Genomic DNA, 25,040 nt, shown 5'->3' with positions numbered 1-25,040 from the left:
TACGCGAGAGAAATGAGCGCCGCAGGCGCTTCAATAGCTTGGCAGGCCAGGCGGATTGACCTGCGATTGCGTCAGTCCTTCCTGGGAAAGACCCCAGCGCGACAATGCTGCCTGATATGTCCCGCCAGCAATCAAGTCGTTGATGGCAACGGCGATCGGTTCCGCCAGACCGCTGCCCTTGCGGGTGGTTACGCCGACATCTGCTGTCAACGGCCAGCCAGCATTGACGGTGCCTACCAGCCGCTTGCGGTGCAGCGTTGCCGCCTGCCAGGCCTGCATGGCATTGGGTCCGAAATTGGCATCGGCCCGGCCCGATTGCAGTGCCAGATCGGCGGCAGCCTCGTCATCGTAATATTGCAGTTCCAGCGGTTTCAAACCGTTTGCCCTGTTCTGCTTGTCCCATTCCAGAAGAATGCGCTCCTGGATCGTGCCGGAGGCGACGATGATCCGCAAACCGGCAACATCCTTCTGCTCTTTCAGCGCTGTGATCGGGCTGTCGTTCTTGACGTAAAAGCCATGCAACCCGTACCGGTAGGTGGAGAAGTCGAATTTCTGTTTGCGCTGCTCGGTGACACCGACATTGGAGATAACCGCATCATATTTGCCAGACGCTAGTCCCAGCGGCCAATCCGCCCAGGCGACCGAAACAAGGTCCAGCTTCAGACCAAGGCTTTCCGCCAACAGAAGGGCAAGATCTGGATCGAAGCCAACCACCGTGCTGGCGTCGGTTGCATAGGCCGCAATCGGCGGCGAACCAACTGCAACGGCAACCGTCAAGGTTCCAGGGGAGACGAATTTATAATTCGCCGGAAGAGCGGCTACGGCCTTTGCATCCCGTTCTACATGCAGGCGGCCCGGCTGCTGCGGCGACAGATCGAAGGGTTCGGCCAAGACTGGCGAAATCGCTTGCAGTAAGAGCATCAAGGCGGCAAGAGCCCGGCTTATCCGCCGCGTGGCATGGTTCATGGAAACCTCCTGAAAAAATATGGGGCGGAGCTGATGACCGCCCCAAAGCTGTACAGGTTACGAACCGCTCTTCGGCAGGCCAGGCGGGTTGGTGCGGCTTTCCGGAATGGCTTCCGCCGTCAGGTTCCAGCGCTTCAAAACTTCGGCGTATTTGCCGTCTTTGATCAGAGCGTTTGTGGCAATGGTCAAGGCATCGGCAAGTCCCGCATCCTTGCGGGTCACGGTGGCGATATCCGCCGTCAACGGCCAGCCGCCATTGACATTGCCGACCAGCCGCGTGTTGCCCTTGATCAGCGAACCGTAGGCCTGGCTGGCATTGGTGTTGAACCGCACATCGGCACGTCCCGACTGGAGCGCCAGATCGCTCGCGGCGCTATCCTCGTAATATTGCACCTCGATTGGCTTCAGACCGGCGGCGACATTCTGGCGATCCCAGTCCAGAATGATTTTTTCCTGGTTGGTGCCGGATGAGGTAATCAGCTTCAGGCCCGCGACATCCTTCGGCTCCTTGATGTCGGTAATCGGGCTGTTCTTCGCGACGTAAAAGCCCAGCAAGTCACGACGATAGGTGGAAAAATCATATTTCTCCTTGCGCTGCTCCGTCACGGTGACGTTGCTGATCACCGCATCATATTTGCCAGAAGCGATGCCGAGCGGCCAATCCGCCCAGGCGACCGGGACAATTTCAAGCTCTAATCCCAACGAATCCGCCAGCAATTGGGCAAGATCCGGGTCAGCCCCAAGGATCGTTTTGGCATCGGAAGCATACGTGACGACCGGCGGATCGAAAGGGCTGACAGCCACCGTGAATTTGCCTGGTGTGGTGAATTTGAACCCGGGCTTGATCGCTGCAATCGCCGCCTGATTTTTCTCGGCCCGCACCCGGTTCGATATGTCAGGGCTCAGATCGAATTTATCGGCGGCAAAGGCGCTGTTTGCCGCAAATGCCGTGAATGCCGCCAGTGCCAGGCCCGGCAGGATTTTCCGAAATGTCATGCTGCTCTCCAGTCAGAAATGAGGTTGATGAGTTTGAGTTTCAGTGCGAACGCTCACAGCACCTTGGCCAGGAATTCCTGGGTGCGCGGGTGAGCGGCATGGCTAAAGATCCGTTCCGGGGTATCGACTTCCAGCACACGTCCGCCTTCCATGAAGACGACCGTATCGGCGACTTCACGGGCAAAGCCGATTTCATGCGTGACGATCACCAGCGTCGTACCGGTGCGCGCCAGTTCCTTGATCACGTCAAGCACTTCTCCCACCAATTCAGGGTCAAGTGCTGAGGTCGGCTCGTCGAACAGCAGAACCTTGGGCTTCAACGCCAGCGCCCGGGCAATCGCCACACGCTGCTGCTGGCCGCCGGACAATTGCCGGGGATAGGCATGGATCTTGTCGCTGAGGCCGACACGGGCCAGCAGGTCCTGGGCCAGCAGAATGGCCTCGTCGCGTGGCAGGCCAAGCACTGCAATCGGTGCTTCGATCAGGTTTTCAAGCACCGTCAGATGCGGAAAGAGATTAAAGCTCTGGAACACCATGCCGATCTCAACGCGGCGTTTCAGGATGTCCTTCTCCTTCAACTCGTAAAGCACATTGCCGCGTCTGTTATAACCGACCAGTTCGCCATCGACCGAGATGAAGCCGTGATCGACACGCTCCAGATGGTTGATGCTGCGCAAAAGCGTCGATTTGCCAGAGCCTGAAGGGCCAAGAATTGCCGTGACGCTTCCAGCTTTCAGCGTCAGATCGACACCATCCAGAACCTTGAGATGGCCAAAACTTTTCGACACATTCTGGATGCGCACCACGCCACCCTGGCGAAGCGCTGTCAGATCCTTCAGGCCAGACCGGCGATTGGCCGTCACCGCTGGCAATGTTGTCAATGCCGCGCGCCCGAAGAACGCTCGGAATGGCAGGGGCTTCGGATTGCGCAGGGCACCTTTGGAAAAATACCGCTCGATATAGTGCTGGGCGACCGAAAGCACCGTCATGATCACCAGATACCAGGCCGTGGCGACCATCAGCAGCGGAATCACTTCCAGATTGCGGCGATAGATGACCTGCACGGTATAGAACAATTCCGGCAGCGCCAGCACATAAACAATGGAGGTGGCCTTGGCCAGGCCAATGATCTCATTGAAACCGGTCGGTAGGATTGTGCGCATCGCCTGGGGCAACACAATCCTGAAGGCCTGACGACGGCGCGGCAGGCCAAGAGCAGCCGCCGCCTCCAACTGCCCCTGATCGACCGAGAGAATGCCGCCGCGAACGATCTCGGCAAAGAAAGCCGACTGATTGAGCGTCAACCCGATAAAGGCGGCGGCAAATGGCGTCAGCAATTGTACGGTCGGGTAATCCACCAGCACCTGGCCGGTAAAGGGTACGGCAATGTGAATGGTTTCATAGAGATAGCCGAGATTATTGAGCACCAGCAACAGTACGATCATCGGGATGGAGCGCAGCAGCCAGATATAGCCCCAGGATAGGCCAGACAGCAGCGGTGAGCGCGATACCCGGGCCAGTGCCAGCGCCGTCCCCAGGACCGAGCCGCTGATGGTGGCGAGCACAGTCAGCAACAGGGTCCGGCCCAGCCCGGCCAGAACCGGCTCCGCAAAGAACCATTGCGCAAACACGCTCCAGCCCCAGCGCGGATTGGTGAAGGTGGAATAGAGCCCGGCAATGATGACAACAGCCGCAAACACCGTGCCGATGATCCTGGCAGGGTAGCGGGCAGGAACGATCTTCAACCGTGAAAGATCATGGGGTTGATCGCTGGCGACATCCACATGCCGGATGCCTGGAAAGTCCGAAGTGAGAGCCATGACGCCATCCTTTCTGAAGAGGGTGGGCTGAAAGGTTGAGAAGAACTATACGGAAACCGCACGGCGCTCCGGGCGAAGCTGCGGCTTTTCATCGCCTACGGCGAGATGGCGGATGTCCTTCTCGAAGGGCAGCGTCCGATGGATTTCGGGATCGACCGCCGGATCGAACAGGGCGCTATAGCCATTCTTCAGGTAGAGCCCGACCGCCTCCGGCTGGCGAAAACCGGTGGTGAGGTAGATGCGTTCATAGCCCTGCCGCGCTGCCTGGGCTTCCAGTTCGGCCAACACGATGCGTGCAAGCCCCTGGCGCCGATAATTGGGATGGGTCCAGATGCGTTTGAACTCGGCGGTGGTCTCGTCATAAAACTTGAAGGCACCCCCGCTGATCGGCTGGCCATCGCGCAGCAGCAACAGGAAAGTGCCGAACGGCGGCTGAAAAGCTTCCGCAGGATAGCGGTTGATTTCCTCTACCGCGCCCTCCGCGCTGAAAAACGTTCCGTAGCGGCTGTCATATTCACGGATCAGATCGTCGATCAGCGGCTTTGCTAAGGGATCGAGCGGCGAGGTGTAAACGAATGTATCGGTCATGGCGGTGCACATCCTCTAGAGAGTGGCGGTCGAAACCGGGGATGACAGGTAGCTCTCCACCAGCCGCACCCAATAGTGAGCGGCGGGCAGAATGATCTCGTCGTTGAAGTCATAGGACGCGCTGTGCAGCGGAGCGCTGTCGCCATTGCCGACAAACAGATAGCTGCCGGGCCGCGCCTGCAGCAGAAAAGCAAAGTCCTCGCTTGCGGTGCGCGGTTTGAAATCGGCAATCACCCTGTCATCACCGAAGGTTTGCACCGCCACCTGGCGGGCAAAGGCGGTTTCATCGGCATGATTGAGAACGGGCGGAAAACCGAAGCGATAATCGACTTCTGCCCTCGCCCCGAAGCTTTCGGCCTGAGCGCGGGCCAGTGCCGGGATGCGTTCGCTGAGCTGTTGCCTGACATCTTCGCTGAACGTGCGCACCGTCAGCTTCAAATCGACACTTTCGGGAATGACATTGGACGCCGAACCGCCATGGATCGAGCCGACAGTAATTACCGCCATTTCACGCGGATCGACATTGCGCGACACAATGCTTTGCAGGGCGGTGATCAAAGAGGCCGACGCCAACACTGGATCGACGCCCCGATGCGGTTCCGCCCCATGGCCACCCTTGCCGACCACGGTGATATGGGCCTGATCGACGGAGGCCATGGCGGGACCCGGCACGAAGCCGAAATGACCGGCGGGAACATCCGGCCAATTGTGCAGACCAAACACCGCATCGACGGGAAAGCGCTCGAACAACCCCTCGGCCAGTAATTTCTTCGCGCCCGCGCCAATCTCTTCGGCGGGCTGAAAAATCAGCCGTACCGTGCCATCGAATTCACTTGTCTCGGCCAGATAGCGGGCCGCCGCAACCAGGATGGCGGTATGCCCGTCATGGCCGCAGGCATGCATCACATCCTTGGTGCGGCTGGCATGGGCAAGCCCTGTCGCTTCGTGAATGGGCAAGGCGTCCATATCAGCGCGAAGACCGATGATACGGCTGCCACTCCCCTTTTTCAGGCTGGCGACGATACCCGTTCCAGCGATGCCATGCTCCACCTGATAGCCAAAAGAGGCCAGATAGGAGACGACCAGATTGCTGGTGCGCTTTTCCTGAAAGGCCAATTCTGGATTTTGATGGAGTTCCCGCCGAAAGGCGATGATCTCATCCAGATAAGCACGGATTTTCTTTGCCACCCGGTCTTGCCCCAGGTGGCTGTCAATGGCGATGTTCATGGGTTGCTTTCAGCTGGTGCGCTTAGAGCATTTCCAGCAAAAGTGCGGTGCGGTTTTGCGTCCGGAAATGCGTTAAAAAAACAGTTAGAGTATTCATGCGTTTCCAGGAAACGCGGAAATGCTCTAGCTGGCTGCCCTTGTTGTGGCCTTGTCAGCTGATGTCGCCGCATAGCGGCTTTCACGGAAAGGCAGGCCGAGATGATCGCGCAACGTGTCACCCTGTAGAGTGCGATCAAAATAGCCCCGCGCTTCAAGACGTGGCAGCACATGGGCGACAAAGTCATCCAGTCCTTCCGTGATGACCGGAAAGCCCAGAATGAAACCATCGGCAGCACCGCCATCGACCCAGCGGATGATCTCGTCAGCAATCCGGTCGGGTGTGCCGACAAAGGTGCTGCGCGGCGTTGCGGCCTCCAGCGCCACTTCGCGCAAGGTCTGGCCCTTTTCTCTGGCGTTTTTCTTGATCTTGTCGGTGGTGGAGCGGAAACTGTTCTTGCCGAGATCACCAAGCTCCGGGAAAGGCTCATCCAGCGGATACTGGCGGAAATCATGATGATCGAAGAACCGGCCCAAAAACAGCAATGCTTCTTCAATCGTTACCAAGGCGCTGATTGCCCGATATTTTTCATCCGCTTCTTCCTGCGTTGCGCCGACAATCGGCCCGATGCCGGGGAAAATCAGCACATCGCTGGCGCTACGGCCCTGGGCAATGGCGCTCTGCTTGACTTGCTTGGCAAAGGCCTGCCCTTCTTCGAAACTCGCGCCATTGGTAAAGACGGCGTCGGCATGTTTGCCCGCCAGATGAATGCCTGAATCCGAAGACCCAGCCTGAAACACCACCGGTTGACCCTGCCGGGAGCGACCAATATTGAGCGGACCCTCGACGCGGAAGAAGCGGCCCTTATGATCCAGCCGATGCAGCTTTTCCCGGTCAAAGAACGCACCCGTATCGCGGTCGCGCACGAAGGCGTCATCGTCCCAACTGTCCCAGAGGCCCTTGACGACATCCAGATATTCCTCGGCAATCTGGTAGCGCAGCGAATGCTCGGGATGTTCGCGGCTGTAATTGCGACCAGAGCCTTCCAGCGGCGTTGTCACCGCATTCCATCCGGCCCGTCCGCCGCTGATATGATCGATAGAGGCAAATTGCCGGGCGACGGTAAACGGGTCCGAATAGGACGTGGAAATCGTCCCGACCAGCCCGATTTTCGAGGTGGAGGCGGCCAGCGCCGAGAGAATGGCAATCGGTTCGAACCGGTTGAGAAAATGCGGAATGGAATGCTCGTTGATATACAGTCCGTCGGCGACAAAGGCGAAGGCGAGGCCTGCGGCTTCCGCCTTGCGGGCCGTCTCCACATAAAAGGAAAAGTTGACGCTGGCGTCGGCGGGAACGCTTGGATGTTTCCAGGCATTCATGTGACCGCCCGGACCGTGCAACATCACGCCAAAATTGATGGATTTCTTGCTCATGGGAACATCTTTCTCTAAAATCAGGCGGCAAGAGACAGGCGCGAACCAGCAATCAACTCAATGGCATTCAGTCGAAGAGCCGACTGCGGAACGGGGATGTCGATGATGAATTCGCTCACTCCAAGCGTGGCATGAAGGGCATCGAGTTCCTTGCGGACTTGCTCGCCCGTGCCTGCCAGAACATGCGGGGTTTTTTCTTCAACCCGGTAATCCGACACGCCGGACTGACGAGCAAACTCGGCGGCCTGTTCGGGATTACCGACATTGACGCTTTGACCATTGGCCAGAATCACCTTGAAGATCTTGATGTCAGCGACGAGGCTTCTCGCCGTCTCTTCCGCGTCGGTCGCCAAAGCGGCCAGAGCCAGAACGGGAACCTTGCCGCCGGTCTCACGACGGTAAACATCAAAGGTCTCCTGCAGATTATGCTGGTCACCATTCAAATGACCGGCGAAAACCAGCGTCCAGCCTTTTGCCGCAGCCAGCTTTGCGCTCGCGACACTGGCACCAAGCAGGAAACGCTCTGCCGGAACGGGCGGCACCGGCGTTGCCAGCAAGGCATTGGCAGCAGCGGCATCCGCCAGCAGATAGCGGTTCAAATCCTCAAGCTGTTCCTCGAAATCGGCAGGGGCAGCCGCTTTCCGACCGGCTTGCAGGGCATGGGTGGCGTAGGGAAATCCACCCGGTGCCTTGCCGACACCCAGATCAACCCGGCCCGGCGCCAGGGCTGCCAGCAGGTTGAAGGTTTCTGCAACCTTATAGGCGCTGTAATGCTGAAGCATGACGCCGCCGGAACCGATCCTGAGCCGCGACGTCCTGGCCAGGAGATAGGCAATCAGCGCCTCTGGTGCCGAACTGGCAAGCGCCGGCAGGTTGTGATGTTCCGCAAGCCAGAAGCGCCGATAGCCAAGGTCTTCGGCGCGCAAGGCAAGAGCGACCGTGGCTTTCAAGGCATCGGCGGCAACAGCACCCGGTTCGACCGGGCTTTTGTCAAGCAGGCTAAGGGCATAGGTCATGGTAGATCGTCAGCTCCAATTCTTATTTATCCATTAAATAGGTAGATTTAATGTTTTATAAGAAATGGTTTTTCATTTTTTCCCGTGATGGTGGAAAATTGCAAGGGAAAAAGAGGGTGTGGAAAACCGTTCAAGAGAGACGACAGGCAGCATTGAATGTGTTGAGGGCCAGAGCTGCGCCATGGAGTTGCATGGTAGAAGCCGCCGGCAAGTGTCCAAACTCAACAGAGAACCGATCAAGTTGGCTCGCTCGTTACCGATGTGAGCACGAGCGGTGGGCCAAATCACTCGGCATCCGATAATGGCATCGGCTGAAACAGAATTCAATCGGCACAGTACAATCGTCATGAGCAATCAGACCGGTCTACAGGGCAAACAAATTGTCACCCATTCCCATAACGGCAATTCTGCTGCTCGTGCATCGATCCAAACGGAGGCTTCAGCCGAGTTTGGAAAAATCGATGCATAAACAAAAAATGAGTGCACGAAAGCATGAACGAAGTGAATGCGTGGGTGCACGAGAGTCTGTCAGGTTTAGATTGACCGGCCATTCCTCTTTGTATCGTTGGCCGCTCCGGGCAATCACCATCGATTGGCAAGTCCGTCACCCGGCCCCCTGATACAGTCTATCTCATTGGCGGGGCCGCTGTACTTTCCCGAATATGCAAGCTGACCGATATTTCCCGGGATTGAGGCGAGGCTATCTCGCCTCCAAGACACAGAACGAGTTGTTCTGCGGCAATGCGACCGATTTCCTTATTATCGACAAACATCGTGGTAAGTGCCGGAGACAGTCGGGACGAGAGTTCCAGATCGTCGAAACCCGTCACCGAAAAATCGCCGGGAACGCTTGCTCCCATCTGTGCCAGGCCCATCAGCACGCCGAGTGCCAGAGTATCGTTTCCACAAATGATCGCAGTCGGACGGATGTCCGTTGGCTCTTGCGCGAGCCGCTTGGCGCTTTCGATGCCAAAATCCAGACTGGCCTTATCGCTGATCAAATGATCGGGCGAAAGCTCCAATCCTGCTGCGCTAAGAGCGGTTGTGATGCCACTGAGGCGCGCTACCACGCGGTCATTATTGTCTTTGGGCTGCATGACCACAGCGATGCGTCGATGGCCAAGGCCTAGCAGATAATCGGTCATCCGGGCAAAGGCTGCGGCATTGTCGAAGCCAACCATGGCATGCGAGGCGCCCTGTCGATAGGCATAGGTCAGCACATAGGGAATGCCGAGATTGTCCAGATTGTCGTAGAGCGCCTGAGGATGGGATTCGCCAGCCAACGCCAGCGCCTCCACGCCGCGCTCGATCATGGCTTTTGCCTGTTGGAAACCCAGTTCAGGATCGTAATTCGAACAGGCGATGAGAAGGTTCAATCCGTGTTCGGCAAACACCCGCTGCATTGCACCAACCTGATGGGAGAAGATTTCATTGTCCAGCGTTGGAATGATGACACCGGCAATATGGGTGCGGTTCGATGCCAACGCCCGGCCCGCAGCATTGGGAACCCAACCCAGGGCCTTGGCGGTCGAGAAAATCCGCTCGCGTGTTTCAGGAGAAACCCTTTCGGGCGTATTGAACGCACGAGAAACCGTGGCTGTCGAAACGCAGGCCCTGCGTGCAACCTCCTCCAGCCTTGCCCTGCCGCTGCCTTCACGGGTGCGTTTCACAGGTGATCCAGGCTGCTCGGGCGTTCCAGTCATTGCGTCTTCCACTTATACCAAGCGTCGAAGATGCTTCCGCATCCTCGCCTTGAAGGCATTACCGTATATCGTTGCGGGAAAGCCGGTTTCCACTTTTCCTTTGGAAACTCTAGCTTGAAAAACATCCGCCTGAAATGCCACCGCATCTGAAGGTGGCACAATACTAACCGATTTAAAGTCGAACGCCGGTCTTTTGGACCAAAAAGTCCGTTGACAGATTTCTGAAATAATTTCATGTAAGCGCTTACATTCAGTCGCGGGGAGGAGCTTGCGATTGCCATGGGGGAGATCTTTCAATCCCAACAGCACGGTAATCCAAAGGCGACGCGGGATACTCCAACCGCAACGGACATCCAAGGAGGAGAGACGTCATGAGCACCATTGTCAGTTCCGAGCCCTCGGCCCCGCTGGGGTCGACCCAAGCCAAGGCACCGCCGCGTGTCCGGCGCATGCAGATCACCTCGCTTTGCCTGCTGGTGGTGGCTGGCGTCATCAATTACATGGATCGTGGGACGCTGGCGGTTGCCAATCATCGGATCACCGAAGACATGGGTTTGACCCTCGGTGAAATGGGCCTGCTGCTCTCGGCATTTTCCTGGAGCTATGCGCTGGCGCAGCTTCCGGTTGGAGCAATGGTGGACCGTCTCGGACCGCGTCGCCTTTTGGGTTTCGGTCTGGTGTTCTGGTCGCTGGCCCAGGCCGCCGGAGGTTTTGTCACGTCCTTTACCCAGTTTATCCTGAGCCGTATCGGTCTGGGCATTGGTGAGGCGCCGCAATTTCCGTCGGCTGCCCGGGTTGTCAGCAACTGGTTCCCGGTGAGTAAGCGCGGCGTGCCAACAGGCATCTTCAATTCAGCCTCTCCACTGGGCACAGCTATCGCGCCTCTGCTCCTGACACAGCTTCTGATCGTTCTGGATTGGCGCTGGGTCTTCATCATCACCGGTGCCGCTGGCCTTGTCATGGCCGTGCTCTGGTTCATGCTGTATCGTGACCCAAAGGATATGGGGCTGACCGCTGAGGAACGCTCGTACCTCTCTTCGGAGACGGAAGAAAAGCAGCAGAAGGTGACGCTTGCCGATTGGGGCCAGCTGTTTTCCTATCGCGCAACCTGGGGCATGATCCTTGGCTACTTCGGCAATGTTTACCTTAACTGGGTTTATCTCAGCTGGTTGCCATCCTATCTGGTCAATGAACGGCACATGAGCCTTGCCCGCACCGGTTTCATGGCCTCCGTCCCGTTCTTTTGCGGCTTTATCGGCTGCCTCGTGGCTGGCTGGCTTTCCGACAAGATCATTAAGAAAACGGAGGCTTCACCGGTCCGTGGTCGTCGCATTCCTGTTGTCATCGCCATGCTCGGCATGGCCGCCTTCACCGTGCCTGCGGCGCTGGTTGCCGACAATAACATTGCGATTTTCTGCATTTCCGTGGTGATTTTCCTCACCAATGCCGCCTCTGCCTGCTCTTGGGCGCTGGTGACAGCCGTTGCTCCGAAAAACCGGGTGGCGTCGCTGGGGTCGCTACAAAATTTCGGCGGCTTCCTGGGTGGCTCGCTGGCTCCGATCGCAACGGGTTTCATTGCGGAATACTCGTCTTTCGTGCCTGCCTTGCTGACGGGTGCTGCTATCGCCTTTGTGGGTGCCGCCAGCTACTTCTTCCTGGTTCGTGAACCGATGGACCAGTCATGAGGCCAACCGCCTTTTCCTGACATACCGCTTTCCGGGAGATCCCGGAAAGCGCATTCGAAATCCAATAACGGACATTGATGATGACCAGCAAAGCTCAATCTATCCAAGGCATTATTCCCGTCATGCTCACGCCTTTTCTTGAGGATAGGCAGATCGATTACCCCGGTCTGGAACGCCTCATCGAATGGTATGTCGCCAACGGCTCCGGGGCCTTGTTCGCAGTGTGCCAGTCCAGCGAGATGATGTTCTTGTCGCTGGATGAGCGTATGGCGCTGGGTCGTTTCGTGGTGGAAAAGGCAGCGGGTCGCCTTCCAGTCGTTGTGTCCGGCCATATCAGCGACGATCTGGACAAGCAGATTGAGGAATTGCAGGCCATGAGCCGGGTTGGCGCAGATGGGCTAATCCTCGTGACCAACCATCTCGACCCTAAGAAAGAAGGCACAGCTGTCTTCAAGGCAACGCTGGATAAGCTGCTGTCCGTGCTGCCGGAGGACCTGCCGCTTGGTCTTTACGAGTGCCCGGCCCCTTATCGCCGTTTGCTGAGCGATGAGGAACTGACCTATTGCGCCCACACCGGTCGTTTTATCATGCTCAAGGATGTGAGCTGTGATCTTGACACGGTCAAGCGTCGCCTCGAACTGACCAAAGGCACACCGCTGAAAATCCTCAATGCCAATGCGGCCATTGCCTGGGATGCGATGAAGGCTGGCGTGCCGGGCTTCAACGGCGTTTTCACCAATTTCCACCCCGATCTTTACAACTGGCTGTGGCGTGAGGGTGAAAAGCATCCACAGCTCGCTGAAGAGCTGGCCACCTTCCTGGTGCTGTCGGCTGTTTCGGAAGCTCTCGGCTATCCGGCGCTCGCCAAGCTTTACCACCAGCGGATTGGCACCTTTGGCAGCATTCGCTGCCGGGTGATCGATTATGACATTCGGGAGCGCTTCTGGGCACTGGATGCCGTGCTGGACAAAATCATCGACGGTACCGAGCATTTCCGCAATCGGATCGCCAAACTCTGAGGCGAGTGCCGTCATCGGGATCAGAAGCGCCAAATGTATTCTGATCTCGGCTCCAACCCGCATTCCCTATTATTTCAGGAGATTTCCCATGATCACCGGCTCTCTTCATCATTGGCAATTTTACCGCGCCACTTTGCCGGCCTGTATCATCAGCGCCATAGAGGCCGTCACGGCTCTCGATCTGCCCAACCTGCCCACGGGACGACATGAGATCGACGGCGAGGACATTTTCCTGCTGATCCAGGAACTGTCGACCAAACCGGCCAACCAGCTTCGGCCAGAGGCTCATCGCCGCTATATCGATATCCAGATCCTGCTTGAGGGACGGGAAGCCTATGGCGTGGCCTTTCCCGACCCACACCTTGTTCCGATTGACGACCGGCTGGAGACGCAGGATATCGCCTTTTATCCCGCACGACCCAGTGAGTATTCTGTGGAGCTTAATGCCGACGATTTCATCGTGTTCTTCCCGGGAGAGTTTCACCGTCCCTGCTGCGAGATCGGAGCCCCCTTGGCAATCCGCAAAGCAGTCATCAAGATCGATGCCAGGCTGCTGGCGTCTCATTAACTTTTTCAATGATCCAAGCGGATGATAGAGCCATAGCGCGCAGGCTATAATTTCGTCGCACAAGGCACCGCTTGTGCGACAGCGTCTTAGACGCCTGTTAGGTTCGCGCTGAACCAGACAGGCTCTACTGGTTAATTAAAGCGGCCTTACCAATTGCTTGCCGGATCAGGAAACGCGATTGGAGTAGTAGAGTCCGAAATTCAACGCCAGCATGACCAGCAAAATTCCGATCGCCACCACAATAAAATAACCGATCCTTTTAAGAGCACTCCACGGTTTGTTCTTTCGGCTGAAAGCTGCAAAACCAGCAGCGCCGAGTGAGATACCAAGAATGGCGGGGAGTGACAGCATTTTCATCATCTTTCTTCATTTCTAGCACCGGTTTGGTTTTATTCAGTGCACAAACCAACTTACTGGCGCATGCTGTCCGCAGCCTGCAGAATGCCGACTTGCGGAAGCTATCTGTCCATAGGTGTGAAGTCCCCCGATACCCCCTGTCGTGCGCAATAACGCGGTGGGTGGAAAGCGGCAAACGGAAATTTCAGCCGAACGCATCTCGGTACGAACAACCAATTCTGATCACGCTGGTTGCAAAAGAATGGAGCAGTTTTAACATAACGCCGCTGATAGGTTTTGCTTATCGTGCCTATCAATAAATCCAACTTAAATTTAACATCGACCTCCTCTATGAAGAGGCTAGGGATAATTTCCGTCAGGCCCTTTATGCCATTTCCCGGTTAAAATCGGGCGAGCCGTCATACGAGAGCACATTGTCGACACTACGAAATTGAATGGTCGACGGAAGATGCCCCTGATTGAATAAAGTATGAGGATATCAAGGGAGAATCCTATGGATACCAAGGTTGAAACTGCTGGAAAATGTCCGGTTGCGCACGGGCCAGCTGGCGCGAAGGGTCGGGGCAACCGCGATTGGTGGCCTGAACAGCTCGATGTGCAGATCCTTCACCAAAAGAACAAAATCGCCGATCCAATGGGCCCTGACTTCGATTATGCCGAAGAATTCAGGAAGCTCGACTATGAAGCCCTGAAGAGCGATCTTCATGCGCTGATGACCGATTCTCAGGATTGGTGGCCAGCCGACTTCGGCCATTACGGCGGCCTCTTCGTCCGCATGGCATGGCACAGCGCCGGCACCTATCGCATCACCGATGGCCGCGGCGGAGCAGGCGCCGGGCAGCAGCGTTTCGCGCCGCTCAACAGCTGGCCGGACAATGCCAATCTGGACAAGGCACGTCGTCTGCTCTGGCCGATCAAGCAGAAATACGGCAACAAGATTTCCTGGGCCGATCTCTTCATTCTGACCGGCAACGTTGCCTTGGAATCCATGGGCTTCAAGACCTTCGGTTTCGCTGGCGGACGCGCCGACACATGGGAACCGGAAGAACTGTTCTGGGGTCCAGAAGGCACCTGGTTGGGCGATGAACGCTACAGTGGGGAACGCCAGCTGTCTGAACCGCTTGGCGCCGTGCAGATGGGCCTTATCTACGTCAATCCGGAAGGCCCCAATGGCAATCCTGATCCGATTGCTGCGGCGCGTGATATCCGCGAGACGTTTAGCCGTATGGCAATGAACGACGAGGAAACCGTCGCATTGATCGCCGGCGGCCATACGTTCGGAAAAACGCATGGCGCAGGCGACCCATCCTTGATCGGAGCGGAGCCGGAGGGCGGCGCACTCGAAGACCAGGGCCTTGGCTGGAAAAGCAAGTTCGGCACTGGTTTCGGCGCAGACACGATCACTGGGGGCCCTGAAGTCACCTGGACGCAGACCCCGACTCGCTGGAGCAATTTCTTCTTCGAAAACCTCTTCAACTTTGAATGGGAACTGACAAAAAGCCCGGCTGGCGCCCATCAATGGAAGGCAAAGAACGCCGAACCCTCCATCCCGGATGCCCATGATCCGTCCAAGAAGCATCTTCCAACCATGCTGACGACGGACCTGTCGCTGCGCTTCGATCCGGCTTACGAAAAGATCTCGCGCCGCTTCCTGGAAAACCCCGATCAGTTCGCTGATGCTTTCGCCCGCGCCTGGTTTAAGTTGACCCACCGCGACATGGGGCCAAAGGTTCGCTACGTCGGTCCGGAAGTGCCGTCAGAAGATCTCATCTGGCAGGATGTCATCCCTCCCGTCGATCATCCGCTTGTCGACGATAGGGATGTGGCCGATCTGAAAGCCAAGGTTCTGGCGTCTGGTCTTTCGGTGCAGGAACTGGTTTCGACAGCATGGGCATCGGCTTCGACCTTCCGGGGTTCCGACAAGCGCGGCGGTGCCAATGGCGCCCGTATCCGTCTTGCTCCGCAGAAAGACTGGGAGGTCAACCACCCTGCGCAGCTTGCCAAGGTCCTTGGCGTTCTCGAAGGGATCCAGCAGGAATTTAATGCTGCGCAATCCGGGGGTAAAAAGATTTCCCTGGCCGATCTGATCGTGCTTGCCGGTGCAGCCGGTGTCGAGAAAGCAGCCAAGGCTGGCGGTCACGATGTCACCGTTCCGTTTACCCCAGGCCGGACAGATGCGTCGCAGGAACAGACCGATGTCGCCTCCTTCAATGCATTGAAGCCACGCGCCGATGCTTTCCGCAACTATCTGAGCGGGCATCAATTCATGAAGCCGGAAGAAGCACTTGTCGACCGCGCTCGGCTTCTGACCCTGACGGCACCTGAAATGACCGTTCTCATCGGTGGTCTGCGCGTGTTGAAGGCTGGCCAGCCGGAACATGGTGTCCTCACCCGCAATCCCGAGACGCTGACGAATGATTTCTTCGTCAACCTGCTCGACATGCGTACACAGTGGGCGCCAGTTGCAGGCCAGGAGGGCGTCTATGAAGGTCGAGATCGCAAGAGCGGCGAACTGCTTTGGACCGGGACGCGCGTGGATCTGATCTTCGGATCGCACTCGCAGCTTCGCGCCTTGGCGGAAGTCTATGCGCAGTCGGATATCAAGGAAAAGTTCGTCAAAGACTTCGTTGCGGCCTGGACGAAAGTGATGAACGCTGATCGTTTCGATCTGGTCTGATCGATGACATCGATGGGACGCGGCAGATGCCGCGTCCCATCAGATTGCCGGCAGACCTGTCGGACGTCGCGGTAATGCCGCCTTTGAAAAATGCAGCGCCTTATCGCATCCCTCCCCTTTTGCATCCCCCCTCACATTCAAAGCCAAGCGCACCGTTTACTGCCCGGCCGAGTGGACGCGCATTGCTGAGCCGGAAAGGTGTTTGCAGCAATTTTCTCCAGTTACCCGCAATTGAGCATCAGCGCTTGAAGACGCACTGGCAAACCGGGCACACCATCCTCGATAAGCTACACTTTAGCGGTACAGCAACGCAGCAGGTTACGTCGCCATTGAATCCTGATTGCACAAAGGGTTAAACAGGAATAGCGCCATGCCTGTTGGGCAAGAGACGACACCAAAGCGGATATTGTAGAGTCAACCAAACGGAAAAATGATTTGAAATCCAACGGTTTTATTCGGCTTTTCGGCATGCGCAACGATGCTTCATTCGATACCGAGCGGGCGCAGGCAATCATGCGCATTGCCGTTATTTTCATAACCGCCACCTATGTCATGCCTCTGGTTGCAAATGGTGCGACGCCTCCAGAAGGGCAAAGTTTCTATTGGCTGTTTGCGATCTACATCCCCTATTCCTTCTTGCTGCTCCTGTGGATCGTTCTGCGGCCAGGCGTCAACATGCTGCGGCGAACCCTCGTGACGCTGCTCGACTACACGTTCACGACGTTTGCAATGTCCGTCGGCGGGGCGCCACTTTTCCCGATTGCAGCGCTGGTCGTCTGGCACACGGTTGTCAGCGGCTTACGTTTCGGCCCCAGGCATTTGCTCCCAGCGACGGCATTAGCGTTGAGTTCATTCGCAATAGCCACCTATTTCAATGTCTATTGGCAGCAGAACCCTTATGTTGTGCTGACATTCATCATGATGGCAATCCTCGCCCCGTCCTACACGCTGGCATTCTTGCTTCGACTTCAAAGTGCCTATGCCGCCGAGCAGGAAGCAAACCTGTCGAAATCGCGGTTCCTTGCCCATGCAAGCCATGACCTTCGTCAGCCTATCCATGCCATCAGCCTGTTTACGGCTTGCCTGCGCGACGCAGGGCTGAAACAGGAAGAACTGGCGATGGTCGACAATATCGATCGATCGCTGCAAAGCGTGTCACGACTGTTCAAATCCTTGCTCGATATTTCCACCCTGGACAGTGGCAAACTGATCCCGCAGATGGAAACGTTAGCGATTGCCGATATTCTCAACGAGGTTGTCGATCAGAATATGGAGGCCGCGCAAAAGGCTGGCTCACAGTTACGGCTCGTCAATAGCACGCATTTTGTTGCGGTTGATCGGTCGCTGCTGAATACGATTCTGCAAAATATCCTGAGCAACGCAATTAAATATGCCGGGGGCCGTAAAATCCTGATCGGCTGCCGCCGCAGGGGCGGCAGCCTGACCATTCAGGTCTATGACCAAGGCCCCGGCATTGCGCCAGAGCATCACCTTCGCATATTTGAGGAGTTTTATCAGGTCCGTGAGCGTGGCGACAAGGATGTCGACGGGGTCGGCCTAGGCTTGGCAATCGTCAAGCGCCTCGGCACCCTGATGGGGTTGCAGGTCTCATTACGGTCGGTCGTAGGAGCAGGAACGGCAATCTCCGTGTCGGGATTAAAGATTGCCGTCCCCATGAAAGTTTTGAGCGCGGAGCAGATAATCTCGCCCGTTGCCAATCCGGCTCATGGCCTGCGCGTACTGCTGGTTGAAGACGATGAGGCCGTGCTGCTGGCCACAGCCAGTCTGCTGCGCAAATGGGGGTGTACGGTTCAGGCAGAAACAGCGATACCCTCCGTGCTGCACCATTGCGATCTGCTGATAACGGATTTTGACCTCGGCGGACGCATGACAGGGACGGAATGTATCGCGAGGGTGCGCCAGCTTGCCGGTTGGAAAGTACCGGCCGTGGTGATGACGGGACACGCTCCGTCGAGAGTGATCGAGGATATCGCCGACAGTGACATACCGATCCTCTCGAAGCCGGTTCGCCCCGCTGAGCTTCGCTCGGCAATCCTGTTACCTGGAATCGGAGTTCCGCTCCGATGAGCCAGGAGAGGTCGGCACCAATCCCATGGCAATCCCCTTGGTCACGGCCCCGGCGCGGGTCGCCACGCCAAGTGCGCGGAAGATAGCCGAGACATGGATGCGAACCGTGAAAGGGGAAATACCAAGAATGATGGCGATCTCCTTATTGGTCCGGCCCTCGGCAAGGAGGTGCAAAACGTCGAGCTGGCGTTGGCTTAGCGCCGGGCTGGCATAACTGGCAATGGCATTCGTCGATACCGGCACCTGAACAACGACGTCACCTTCGCGAACCGCCCGCAGGATTTCCTTTATCTCATCCGGCAGGGCTGCTTTATTGATGAACCCGTTGATCCCGGCATTCATGACGGTATCGACCAAAGCTTTGTCGCTGGCCATGGTGACCACGACAATCGACGCCAGGCGAAACTCTTCGCGAAGCGCGCGCAAATTCGATACGATACTGTTTCCCTCAAAAAACAGGTCCAGGATGAACATGCTGGGCGGGAAAGGATTGGCTCTTGCAATTTCAAGGGCGGCGTCGAGAGTATCGGTGGACGCAATTTTTGAATGCGGCAAAAGCTGCCGAACCAAAGCGAAAATGCCCTCCCGGAATATCGGGTGATCATCAGCGATAATAATGAATTCGTCAGTCATATAAATTTATGATCCGCTTCATCTCCATGTACACCAGGGCTTGAAGATGCTTGCGCATCCTCGCCTTAAAGGCATTGCAAATATCTCAAATGCATCAGGTACTTGAGATATCCGCAAAGAGAATACGAAGTGTGCTTTCAATGACTCTTCGCATTACACAACGCGTCTCGCTGAATGTCCATTCCTGTCGGATGAAAACAGCCGGGCGTGTCCTTTGTATCATATGCGACACCTTCATTTCGACAGGACAGCGATCCTGTCGAGCCCGCTTGCCAGACCTTTCAAGGAAATCGTGAACGGAACCTCTGCACCGCCACCATATGCGTAAGCAATGAGTTTTAACGATTTACCACTTTTCAATGCGTTAGCCCCCTTATCTGTAAAGGTCAGGGATACGAGGCAGCCGGAGGGAAGGCATGTCGAGAACCGCGAGGACTTGCCAGGCGGCGTATCGTCTATCGCAAATGCGACCCCCTTATCCAGGTCGAGCCCAAAAGGCAGAACGAGCGAACCCTTTATACTCTTGTCGGCGGCAGGCGTGAGTTCGATACCAAGAACCTGCTGTCCGTTTTGCTGCACCTGTCGTTGAAATGTCGAGCAGACACGGCTTTCGTTGCGCTTCGAGCAGGCAACCGTCCAGTCCTCATAGGTTTCGGAAAGCGAAGACGGAGCATTGGGGCGACCATTGCTGTCTTGTGAAAAAGCGACGGTGGACGCAACATTCGCGGCCACCATGATCGCAACAATTTTGGCGATCTTCATCAGAAACGCACATCCAGCTTTGCGTTGATGCTGTTTGAGGTTTCATTGCTACCGAATTCACCGGAATAGCCAATGCCGATCGTTGCGGTATCGCTGACCCCGACATCGAGCCCGAGTTCAACAACGGCCGCATCCTTGGTCAAAGGTGTACCTGATACAACGTAGCTCTGGCTGCCGACAAATGCCAGGCGTGAGGTTGGGTCGGTATCACCGAAGGCGTGCTGCCAACCAAGCATGCCTCTGGCCTTTGCGATATAGCCGCCCAGCATGAAATCGGAAGAGGCACGCAGGCCAAGGGTCGTCAGTGTCGTGTCCAGGCTGTCGCTTGGGCTCGACAAGGCTGCAATGCCACCACGCTCATTAAAGCCGTCTCTCTGAACATTGACATGGGTGAGGTTGGCGAAGGGCTCGAAAGCCACGGTGCTGACATCGATGCGGTAACCGAGTTCACCAAAGGCCTGGAAGCTGCCAGCGTCGTAATCAGCCTTCAGATGGTCGTTGAAACCGGAGAATGCCACGGATCGATTGGTCGACACCTGATGCCAGGTATAGGTAAGGCCTGAGCGGAAGGACAATTCACCATATTGCGCTCCGGCATACATGCCGAGATGATAGTTATCGCTATGGCCAAAGGATGAGCGGTCATTGGCATCGAAGCTGGACCGGCTATAGCCGCCGACGGCACCCAATCTCCAATCGGCGGAGACCGGAACGTCGAGACCCGCAACAAAACCGCCGGTGGACGAACTCAGGTCCGCAGCATTGCCATTGCCGTCGATGCTGTTCCATGTGCCGAAGCCCTGGCCCCAGGCCGTAAATAGGGGGATGTCCTTGTAAGCCGTATCGAACTTACTATCACCCTCCGCATAGGCCATGACCGGTGTCGGACGTGCGCCCACCGTGTTGAACGATGCCCGCATCCGGTCATTGACCGAATTGCGCAGCAACGTGCTGCTGGTGACCAGCATATTCATGGCAGATGCGTGGACCTCGCCGGAAAGCGCTTCGAAGGCATGACGCGCTTCTTCCGCGCTCAACGGCAACAGGCTGTTATAGAGCGCAAGCGACTGCCCGCTCTGCTGCAAGGTATTGAGAGCCCGAGCGACATTGCGCTGATTGCCGGTTACGGCGACAGAATCGAACAGGCCAGGCGATGGCGTGCCAGGATTGGGTGTTCCGGGGTTTGGAGTTCCCGGATCGGGATTGCCCGGATTGGGTGTTCCTGGATCGGGATTACCCGGATTTGGGGTTCCTGGATTTGGGGTTCCTGGATCCGGATTACCGGGATTAGGTGTTCCAGGGTTGGGCGTGCCTGTATCCTTGACTGCGATGGTCAGATCGACCTGGTTTGACGTTTGAGCCAATGCCACATCCAGAAAGGCCGACTTCGAAACCGCTTGAGCGAATCGCCCCTGGATACCGCCAGCCGATGACAGAATCGTATAGGTCTGGCCATTCTGGTAGCTTGTTGCGGCATCGAGAGCCGTCACCTGGACGGACACATTGTTGTCGATGAAGGTTTTACCCGCGCTATCCACATAGGTCGGATTATTCTGGGCATCGGTTCCGGTCCAGGCCTTGAGGGTTTGAACGACGATTTTGTCACTGGCCCCGTTTCCGGCAATATCGACATCGTAAGCCGAGCCTTCCCCGAAAGAAATGTTGCCGTTCACCGTGAAGGTGCCGATGGCATTGTCGGAATTTCCGGGTGAAATCAGCGCACCCTTTTCAAGCGTGACATTGCCGACGGCTCCAGACCCGATCAGCCGTCCGAATGCCGTACCAGCATTCCGATCGCCCCAGACATCGATATTCGATGAAAAATATTCGCTTCCAAGGAAGTTCTTCCTGATAGCACCCGTGTCGGCTTTGACGTTGAAGGTGCCGTTCTTGACATCAATATTCGTCTGCCATGCGAAGACATTGTCGTAATTGGTAACGGCTGTTCCCAGATTGCTCGCCAGAACCAATGTACTGCCACCATCGACAATGATTCCGCCGAGATTATCGGTGGCCTCGAACTTGCTGAGATCCCCTGTCAGGATTGTTTCGCCCGACATGGACTTGATGTTTCCGTCACCGGTCAATGCATTGGCAAAGACATAGCCGGTTTGGGTGTGGTTAAAATTCAGGTATGCCCTCTCGGATGAACCGAAGGAAATAACGGCGTCGGGATTGATATAACCAGCGGCGGCAGCCGCTTGGCCTTTGGGCTCGCCTCCAAGGGCCAGATTTCCCAGATCGATCTTGCCGCCAATGGTCAGGTGACCGCCGGTTGCCATTGTGATGCCGTTCTTGACATTCAAGTTGGCGCTATCGGCGATAGATATATTCGAGTTAGGCGCATACCCACCATTGACCGTCAAAGTCCCATTCACATCCATGCGGGATTGGGCGCCGGTGACCACGAAATTCTGAAAGCTACCGCTTGTGCCGATTCCAACATCCTGGGCGACGATAGCACCGCCGTCTTCGATGCTTGCATTGGCGCCAACCGTCAAAGTTCCCGTGCTCGTCACCTTCGAACCAGCGCCGCGGACAACAAAATTTGCAAGGCTGTTATCCGTGCCGTCCGCCGGGAGGCCACTGAACTCTGCGTCAATCGCATTGATCGAGCCCCCATTCGCGATGAGGACCGTTCCGGAATTGGAAATGCGGTCCGCAGTCAAGGTCGAGCCACTTCCAGTCACATTCAGCTGCGACGTGCTCGCGAACGTAAAATATTTTGCGTCAACAGTACCGCCATTCTCGATATTGAGAGTGCCGTTTTGATTGACCGCAATATTATTTGCCAGGACGTAATTGACCCTGGGAATGATCCAGGACGAACCGGGGCCGCTCACAGTGACAGTCCCTGAACTGCCAACCCGGTAGCCTACATAACCATTTGTGCTGTACACTTTCGCGCCATTGGCAATCGTCAGGCCGATGTCTTTGTTGTTGTATCCGACATAGAGATCACCATCGACCAGCGTATCACTCGTCCAGGTCGTGTTACCGCTATCAAGCACGACATCTTGAGCAAGACTGACGCCTGAACAGGAAACCACGGCAGTTACAGTAATAGATGGGAAAACAAGGGATTTTGAGAGGTATTTAACGATGCCAGGAAAGATGTTCTTATGTTTTAAGAGTGTACCGCCAAAATTCTTGCTGGATATCTTGATCATTACGTCGCCCCGTATTCCAGTGAACATTTGCAAGCAACATTGTTTTCCACAATAACAATATTGCCTATATTATTTGTCGACATGTCTATGTCGCATTCAGCACAGAAACAGAGCAGAGGCCATTAGTGCAGATGTGCTATACGCGACATCGAACCCGGCAGAATGATCGACCTTTGCATGTCCGGGCCTGCGTCGGAGCCGTATTTTTGAGGTTTGGGCCGCTGGAAATGGGTCGGTTTTAGGCCTTAAAGAAGAACCTGAAAGACCGCGACAGGCCTTGAGCCACGCGCTGATAAACGGCCATCGTACGCGCTCGATGCGCTTTAGCGGATGTCCGCATTTCTCTTCACCACATTGAGAGAGGAAAAAAACCAAGCTACAGGCGCATCAATTGAATAATTAAAATCTATAAAATCGATAGATTAAGAATGATAAATCTTTCCCTGATTTCCATGCTCGTCTAGCTTGTTGTTACAGCTTCTCACCAATCAAGGCAGGAATGCACCGTGACAATCGCAGCGACAAAGCGTGCCACCTGTTTGCGCTCGCAATCAAAATAACTTCCGCAAACGAGGCTGTCCGTCCGTCCCGACATAAGACGCCACCCGACCAGGACCTATTTCATGATCAAACATTCCGATTCTATGGCTCTTTCTCGACGCAGGTTGCTGCTTGCCGGTTCTGCAATCCTCTCTGTCGCTCTTGTTGCATCAACTGGCTTGAAGCCCGCTCATAGCGCGGGCAATGCGAAAGACGGCGGCGATATTACGTTCCTGATCGACTCGTTGGGCAATACTTGGATACCCAACAACAGCGCGATCTCCAGCTTTCAGGGGCATGTCTGGGGCCACGTGGCCGACAAGCTCGTCTATGTCGATGCCGATGGCAAAGTGAGCCCGTGGATTGCTGAGCGCTGGGACCAGAATGAAGGCGCAACGGAGTTCACCCTCCATCTCAAGACCGGCGTGACCTTTTCTGACGGCACGCCACTCGACGCGGCCGCTGTCGTTGCAAATCTCGACATCTGGTATGCAGGCCGCAAGAGCGAAGGCATCAACCCGATCGGCCTGTTTCCCAAGACCTACGATCATGCAGAGGCGATTAATCCTTCCACGGTGAAAGTCGTCTTCAAAAAGCCGACGCTCGGCTTCATTCCAACACTCGGCTATCACGGCTCGATCCTGATTTCCCCCAAGACCATCAGCCAACCTGCGACACAGCAGGCAGATCTCGGCAAGACCTCTGGCAGCGGCCCTTATGTGGTTGAAGCCTGGAAGGAAGGCGATTTCGTCAAACTGGTGAAGCGCAAGGATTACAATTGGGGACCGGCAGCTGTGGGCCATACCGGACCAGCGTTTCTGGATAGCATCACCTACAAGCTGGTCTCCGAACCATCGCTTCGGGTTGCGGCAGTTCAATCCGGGCAGGCCGATATTGCCTATAATGCCTCGCCCCAGGAGTTGAAGTCGCTCAAGGACGAGGGCTTTACCGTTGCCACGCCACGCTATCTCGGGTTCGTCAATGGCTGGGCGGTGAATACCAAGCTCGAGCCCTATAACGATGTCAGGGTGCGCCAAGCCCTTCAGTCTGGCATCGATCGCCAGGAAATCATCGATACGGTCTATACATCGGATTGGAAGCTGGCGACCTCGTTTATCCAGAGCAATGTGCCGGGCGCAACCGACCAGAGTGCGCTTTTGGCCTATGACCCTGCCAGGGCGGAAAAGCTGCTGGATGACGCAGGCTGGACGAAAGGCGCCGACGGCATCCGCGCCAAGGATGGCAAGCCGCTTCTGCTGACGCTTTACTCCAACCCCTATCTTGCCACGTCGAAGGCGGTGGATGAACTGATCGCCCAACAACTCGGCAAGATCGGCTGGAAGGTCAATATCCGCACCTATGACGTGGTGACCTTCACCGAAAAGGTCAAGTTCGCAGGCCCAGCGGTCCCAGCCTATGAAGTCACCCGCAGCTTTATCGATGCCGGCACCGTGGCCAGCATTCTGACCGATGCCAATAATGGCGAAAACTGGTTCGCGCTGGACCAGAGCGACCAGAAGATCAATGAGCTACGCGATAAAATTGCAGGTGCCCCTTCGTTAGAGGTGCGTGATCCGCTGCTGAACGAACTACAGAAATACGTCATCGAGCAAGGGTATTTCATCCCTCGCACCCAGATCGTTCAGCGCATTTATGTTCAGTCCCCGAAGCTTTCGGGTGAGGTCTATAACGGCATTGCCTATGCCAGCTACTACACCGCAAAAATCAGCCAATAACCGGCAATGTAAGGAGGCT

Annotated in this window: 18 protein-coding genes; 6 read left to right on the top strand and 12 right to left on the bottom strand. The window is 56.2% G+C overall.

Annotated elements, in window-relative coordinates; genetic code table 11:
• Window positions 1–30 precede the first annotated feature (30 nt).
• From AVCG78_RS18160 to AVCG78_RS18120, 8 genes are all read right to left on the bottom strand, one after another.
• Entirely contained in the window at window positions 31–966 is a 936-nt protein-coding gene (locus tag AVCG78_RS18160) for an ABC transporter substrate-binding protein (RefSeq protein WP_012653612.1), read from the bottom strand.
• A 57-nt stretch (window positions 967–1,023) separates the two neighbouring features.
• The gene (locus AVCG78_RS18155; RefSeq protein ID WP_012653611.1) at window positions 1,024–1,962 is read right to left on the bottom strand and encodes an ABC transporter substrate-binding protein; all 939 of its coding nucleotides are present in this window, start codon (window positions 1,960–1,962) and stop codon (window positions 1,024–1,026) included.
• A 53-nt stretch (window positions 1,963–2,015) separates the two neighbouring features.
• Entirely contained in the window at window positions 2,016–3,782 is a 1,767-nt protein-coding gene (locus tag AVCG78_RS27220) for an amino acid ABC transporter permease/ATP-binding protein (protein WP_081355275.1), read from the bottom strand.
• Window positions 3,783–3,827: 45 nt separating this feature from the next.
• Complete coding sequence (locus AVCG78_RS18140; RefSeq protein ID WP_071206921.1) at window positions 3,828–4,382, bottom strand: GNAT family N-acetyltransferase; 555 nt, start codon at window positions 4,380–4,382, stop codon at window positions 3,828–3,830.
• 3 nt (window positions 4,383–4,385) lie between these two features.
• Window positions 4,386–5,597: a M20 aminoacylase family protein gene (locus AVCG78_RS18135; protein ID WP_071206922.1), complete on the bottom strand. Its 1,212-nt coding sequence runs from the start codon at window positions 5,595–5,597 to the stop codon at window positions 4,386–4,388.
• Between the two features lie 123 nt (window positions 5,598–5,720).
• A complete protein-coding gene (locus tag AVCG78_RS18130; protein WP_071206923.1) occupies window positions 5,721–7,067 on the bottom strand; it encodes an LLM class flavin-dependent oxidoreductase in 1,347 nt (448 codons plus the stop codon).
• A 20-nt stretch (window positions 7,068–7,087) separates the two neighbouring features.
• Window positions 7,088–8,083: an MsnO8 family LLM class oxidoreductase gene (locus AVCG78_RS18125; protein WP_071206924.1), complete on the bottom strand. Its 996-nt coding sequence runs from the start codon at window positions 8,081–8,083 to the stop codon at window positions 7,088–7,090.
• A gap of 626 nt (window positions 8,084–8,709) precedes the next feature.
• Window positions 8,710–9,786, bottom strand: coding sequence for a LacI family DNA-binding transcriptional regulator (locus AVCG78_RS18120; protein WP_071206925.1), 1,077 nt, complete (start codon window positions 9,784–9,786; stop codon window positions 8,710–8,712).
• Between the two features lie 371 nt (window positions 9,787–10,157).
• On the opposite strand from AVCG78_RS18120, the gene AVCG78_RS18115 reads away from it, so the two are divergent.
• The 3 genes from AVCG78_RS18115 to AVCG78_RS18105 all read left to right on the top strand — a co-directional run bounded on the left by AVCG78_RS18115 (window position 10,158) and on the right by AVCG78_RS18105 (window position 13,058).
• Window positions 10,158–11,471 carry an MFS transporter gene (locus AVCG78_RS18115; protein ID WP_071206926.1) on the top strand — a complete coding sequence of 438 codons (1,314 nt, stop codon included), beginning with the start codon at window positions 10,158–10,160 and terminating at the stop codon, window positions 11,469–11,471.
• A gap of 77 nt (window positions 11,472–11,548) precedes the next feature.
• Window positions 11,549–12,490, top strand: a complete 942-nt coding sequence (locus tag AVCG78_RS18110) for a dihydrodipicolinate synthase family protein (RefSeq protein WP_197434934.1) — start codon at window positions 11,549–11,551, stop codon at window positions 12,488–12,490.
• An 88-nt stretch (window positions 12,491–12,578) separates the two neighbouring features.
• Window positions 12,579–13,058 (top strand): YhcH/YjgK/YiaL family protein, encoded by a 480-nt coding sequence (locus tag AVCG78_RS18105; protein ID WP_071206927.1) that lies wholly within the window; start codon window positions 12,579–12,581, stop codon window positions 13,056–13,058.
• Between the two features lie 165 nt (window positions 13,059–13,223).
• On the opposite strand, the gene AVCG78_RS18100 is transcribed toward AVCG78_RS18105, so the two are convergent.
• A complete protein-coding gene (locus AVCG78_RS18100; RefSeq protein ID WP_041698435.1) occupies window positions 13,224–13,418 on the bottom strand; it encodes a hypothetical protein in 195 nt (64 codons plus the stop codon).
• Window positions 13,419–13,908: 490 nt separating this feature from the next.
• On the opposite strand from AVCG78_RS18100, the gene katG reads away from it, so the two are divergent.
• Both katG and AVCG78_RS18090 read left to right on the top strand, forming a co-directional pair.
• The gene (gene katG, locus AVCG78_RS18095) at window positions 13,909–16,092 is read left to right on the top strand and encodes a catalase/peroxidase HPI (RefSeq protein WP_071206928.1); all 2,184 of its coding nucleotides are present in this window, start codon (window positions 13,909–13,911) and stop codon (window positions 16,090–16,092) included.
• Between the two features lie 468 nt (window positions 16,093–16,560).
• Window positions 16,561–18,180, top strand: a complete 1,620-nt coding sequence (locus AVCG78_RS18090) for an ATP-binding response regulator (protein ID WP_071207278.1) — start codon at window positions 16,561–16,563, stop codon at window positions 18,178–18,180.
• Here AVCG78_RS18090 and AVCG78_RS18085 read toward each other — a convergent pair.
• From AVCG78_RS18085 to AVCG78_RS18075, 3 genes are all read right to left on the bottom strand, one after another.
• A complete protein-coding gene (locus AVCG78_RS18085; protein WP_071206929.1) occupies window positions 18,151–18,813 on the bottom strand; it encodes a response regulator transcription factor in 663 nt (220 codons plus the stop codon). The genes AVCG78_RS18090 and AVCG78_RS18085 overlap by 30 nt on opposite strands.
• A gap of 234 nt (window positions 18,814–19,047) precedes the next feature.
• Window positions 19,048–19,575, bottom strand: coding sequence for an invasion associated locus B family protein (locus AVCG78_RS18080; protein WP_071206930.1), 528 nt, complete (start codon window positions 19,573–19,575; stop codon window positions 19,048–19,050).
• A complete protein-coding gene (locus tag AVCG78_RS18075; protein ID WP_174089734.1) occupies window positions 19,575–22,625 on the bottom strand; it encodes an autotransporter domain-containing protein in 3,051 nt (1,016 codons plus the stop codon). Before AVCG78_RS18075 ends, AVCG78_RS18080 begins: the two co-directional genes overlap by 1 nt.
• A gap of 743 nt (window positions 22,626–23,368) precedes the next feature.
• Here AVCG78_RS18075 and AVCG78_RS18070 point away from each other — a divergent pair.
• Entirely contained in the window at window positions 23,369–25,021 is a 1,653-nt protein-coding gene (locus tag AVCG78_RS18070; protein WP_071206932.1) for an ABC transporter substrate-binding protein, read from the top strand.
• The last annotated feature ends 19 nt before the right edge of the window (window positions 25,022–25,040 follow it).

Origin of the sequence: Gillisella vitis (assembly GCF_021559775.1) — a bacterium.
Classification (GTDB): Bacteria; Pseudomonadota; Alphaproteobacteria; order Rhizobiales; family Rhizobiaceae; genus Allorhizobium; species Allorhizobium ampelinum.
This window is presented reverse-complemented; position numbering and strand designations above follow the sequence as displayed.

Coding starts and splice junctions, on each gene's coding strand:
- AVCG78_RS18140 (WP_071206921.1), bottom strand. CDS start 4,382: ATGTGCACCGCCATGACCGATACATTCGTTTACACCTCGCCGCTCGAT.
- AVCG78_RS18070 (WP_071206932.1), top strand. CDS start 23,369: ATGATCAAACATTCCGATTCTATGGCTCTTTCTCGACGCAGGTTGCTG.
- AVCG78_RS18120 (WP_071206925.1), bottom strand. CDS start 9,786: ATGACTGGAACGCCCGAGCAGCCTGGATCACCTGTGAAACGCACCCGT.
- AVCG78_RS18130 (WP_071206923.1), bottom strand. CDS start 7,067: ATGAGCAAGAAATCCATCAATTTTGGCGTGATGTTGCACGGTCCGGGC.
- AVCG78_RS18085 (WP_071206929.1), bottom strand. CDS start 18,813: ATGACTGACGAATTCATTATTATCGCTGATGATCACCCGATATTCCGG.
- AVCG78_RS18115 (WP_071206926.1), top strand. CDS start 10,158: ATGAGCACCATTGTCAGTTCCGAGCCCTCGGCCCCGCTGGGGTCGACC.
- AVCG78_RS18125 (WP_071206924.1), bottom strand. CDS start 8,083: ATGACCTATGCCCTTAGCCTGCTTGACAAAAGCCCGGTCGAACCGGGT.
- AVCG78_RS18100 (WP_041698435.1), bottom strand. CDS start 13,418: ATGATGAAAATGCTGTCACTCCCCGCCATTCTTGGTATCTCACTCGGC.
- AVCG78_RS18155 (WP_012653611.1), bottom strand. CDS start 1,962: ATGACATTTCGGAAAATCCTGCCGGGCCTGGCACTGGCGGCATTCACG.
- AVCG78_RS18080 (WP_071206930.1), bottom strand. CDS start 19,575: ATGAAGATCGCCAAAATTGTTGCGATCATGGTGGCCGCGAATGTTGCG.
- AVCG78_RS18105 (WP_071206927.1), top strand. CDS start 12,579: ATGATCACCGGCTCTCTTCATCATTGGCAATTTTACCGCGCCACTTTG.
- AVCG78_RS18160 (WP_012653612.1), bottom strand. CDS start 966: ATGAACCATGCCACGCGGCGGATAAGCCGGGCTCTTGCCGCCTTGATG.
- AVCG78_RS18090 (WP_071207278.1), top strand. CDS start 16,561: ATGCGCAACGATGCTTCATTCGATACCGAGCGGGCGCAGGCAATCATG.
- AVCG78_RS18110 (WP_197434934.1), top strand. CDS start 11,549: ATGATGACCAGCAAAGCTCAATCTATCCAAGGCATTATTCCCGTCATG.
- AVCG78_RS27220 (WP_081355275.1), bottom strand. CDS start 3,782: ATGGCTCTCACTTCGGACTTTCCAGGCATCCGGCATGTGGATGTCGCC.
- katG (WP_071206928.1), top strand. CDS start 13,909: ATGGATACCAAGGTTGAAACTGCTGGAAAATGTCCGGTTGCGCACGGG.
- AVCG78_RS18135 (WP_071206922.1), bottom strand. CDS start 5,597: ATGAACATCGCCATTGACAGCCACCTGGGGCAAGACCGGGTGGCAAAG.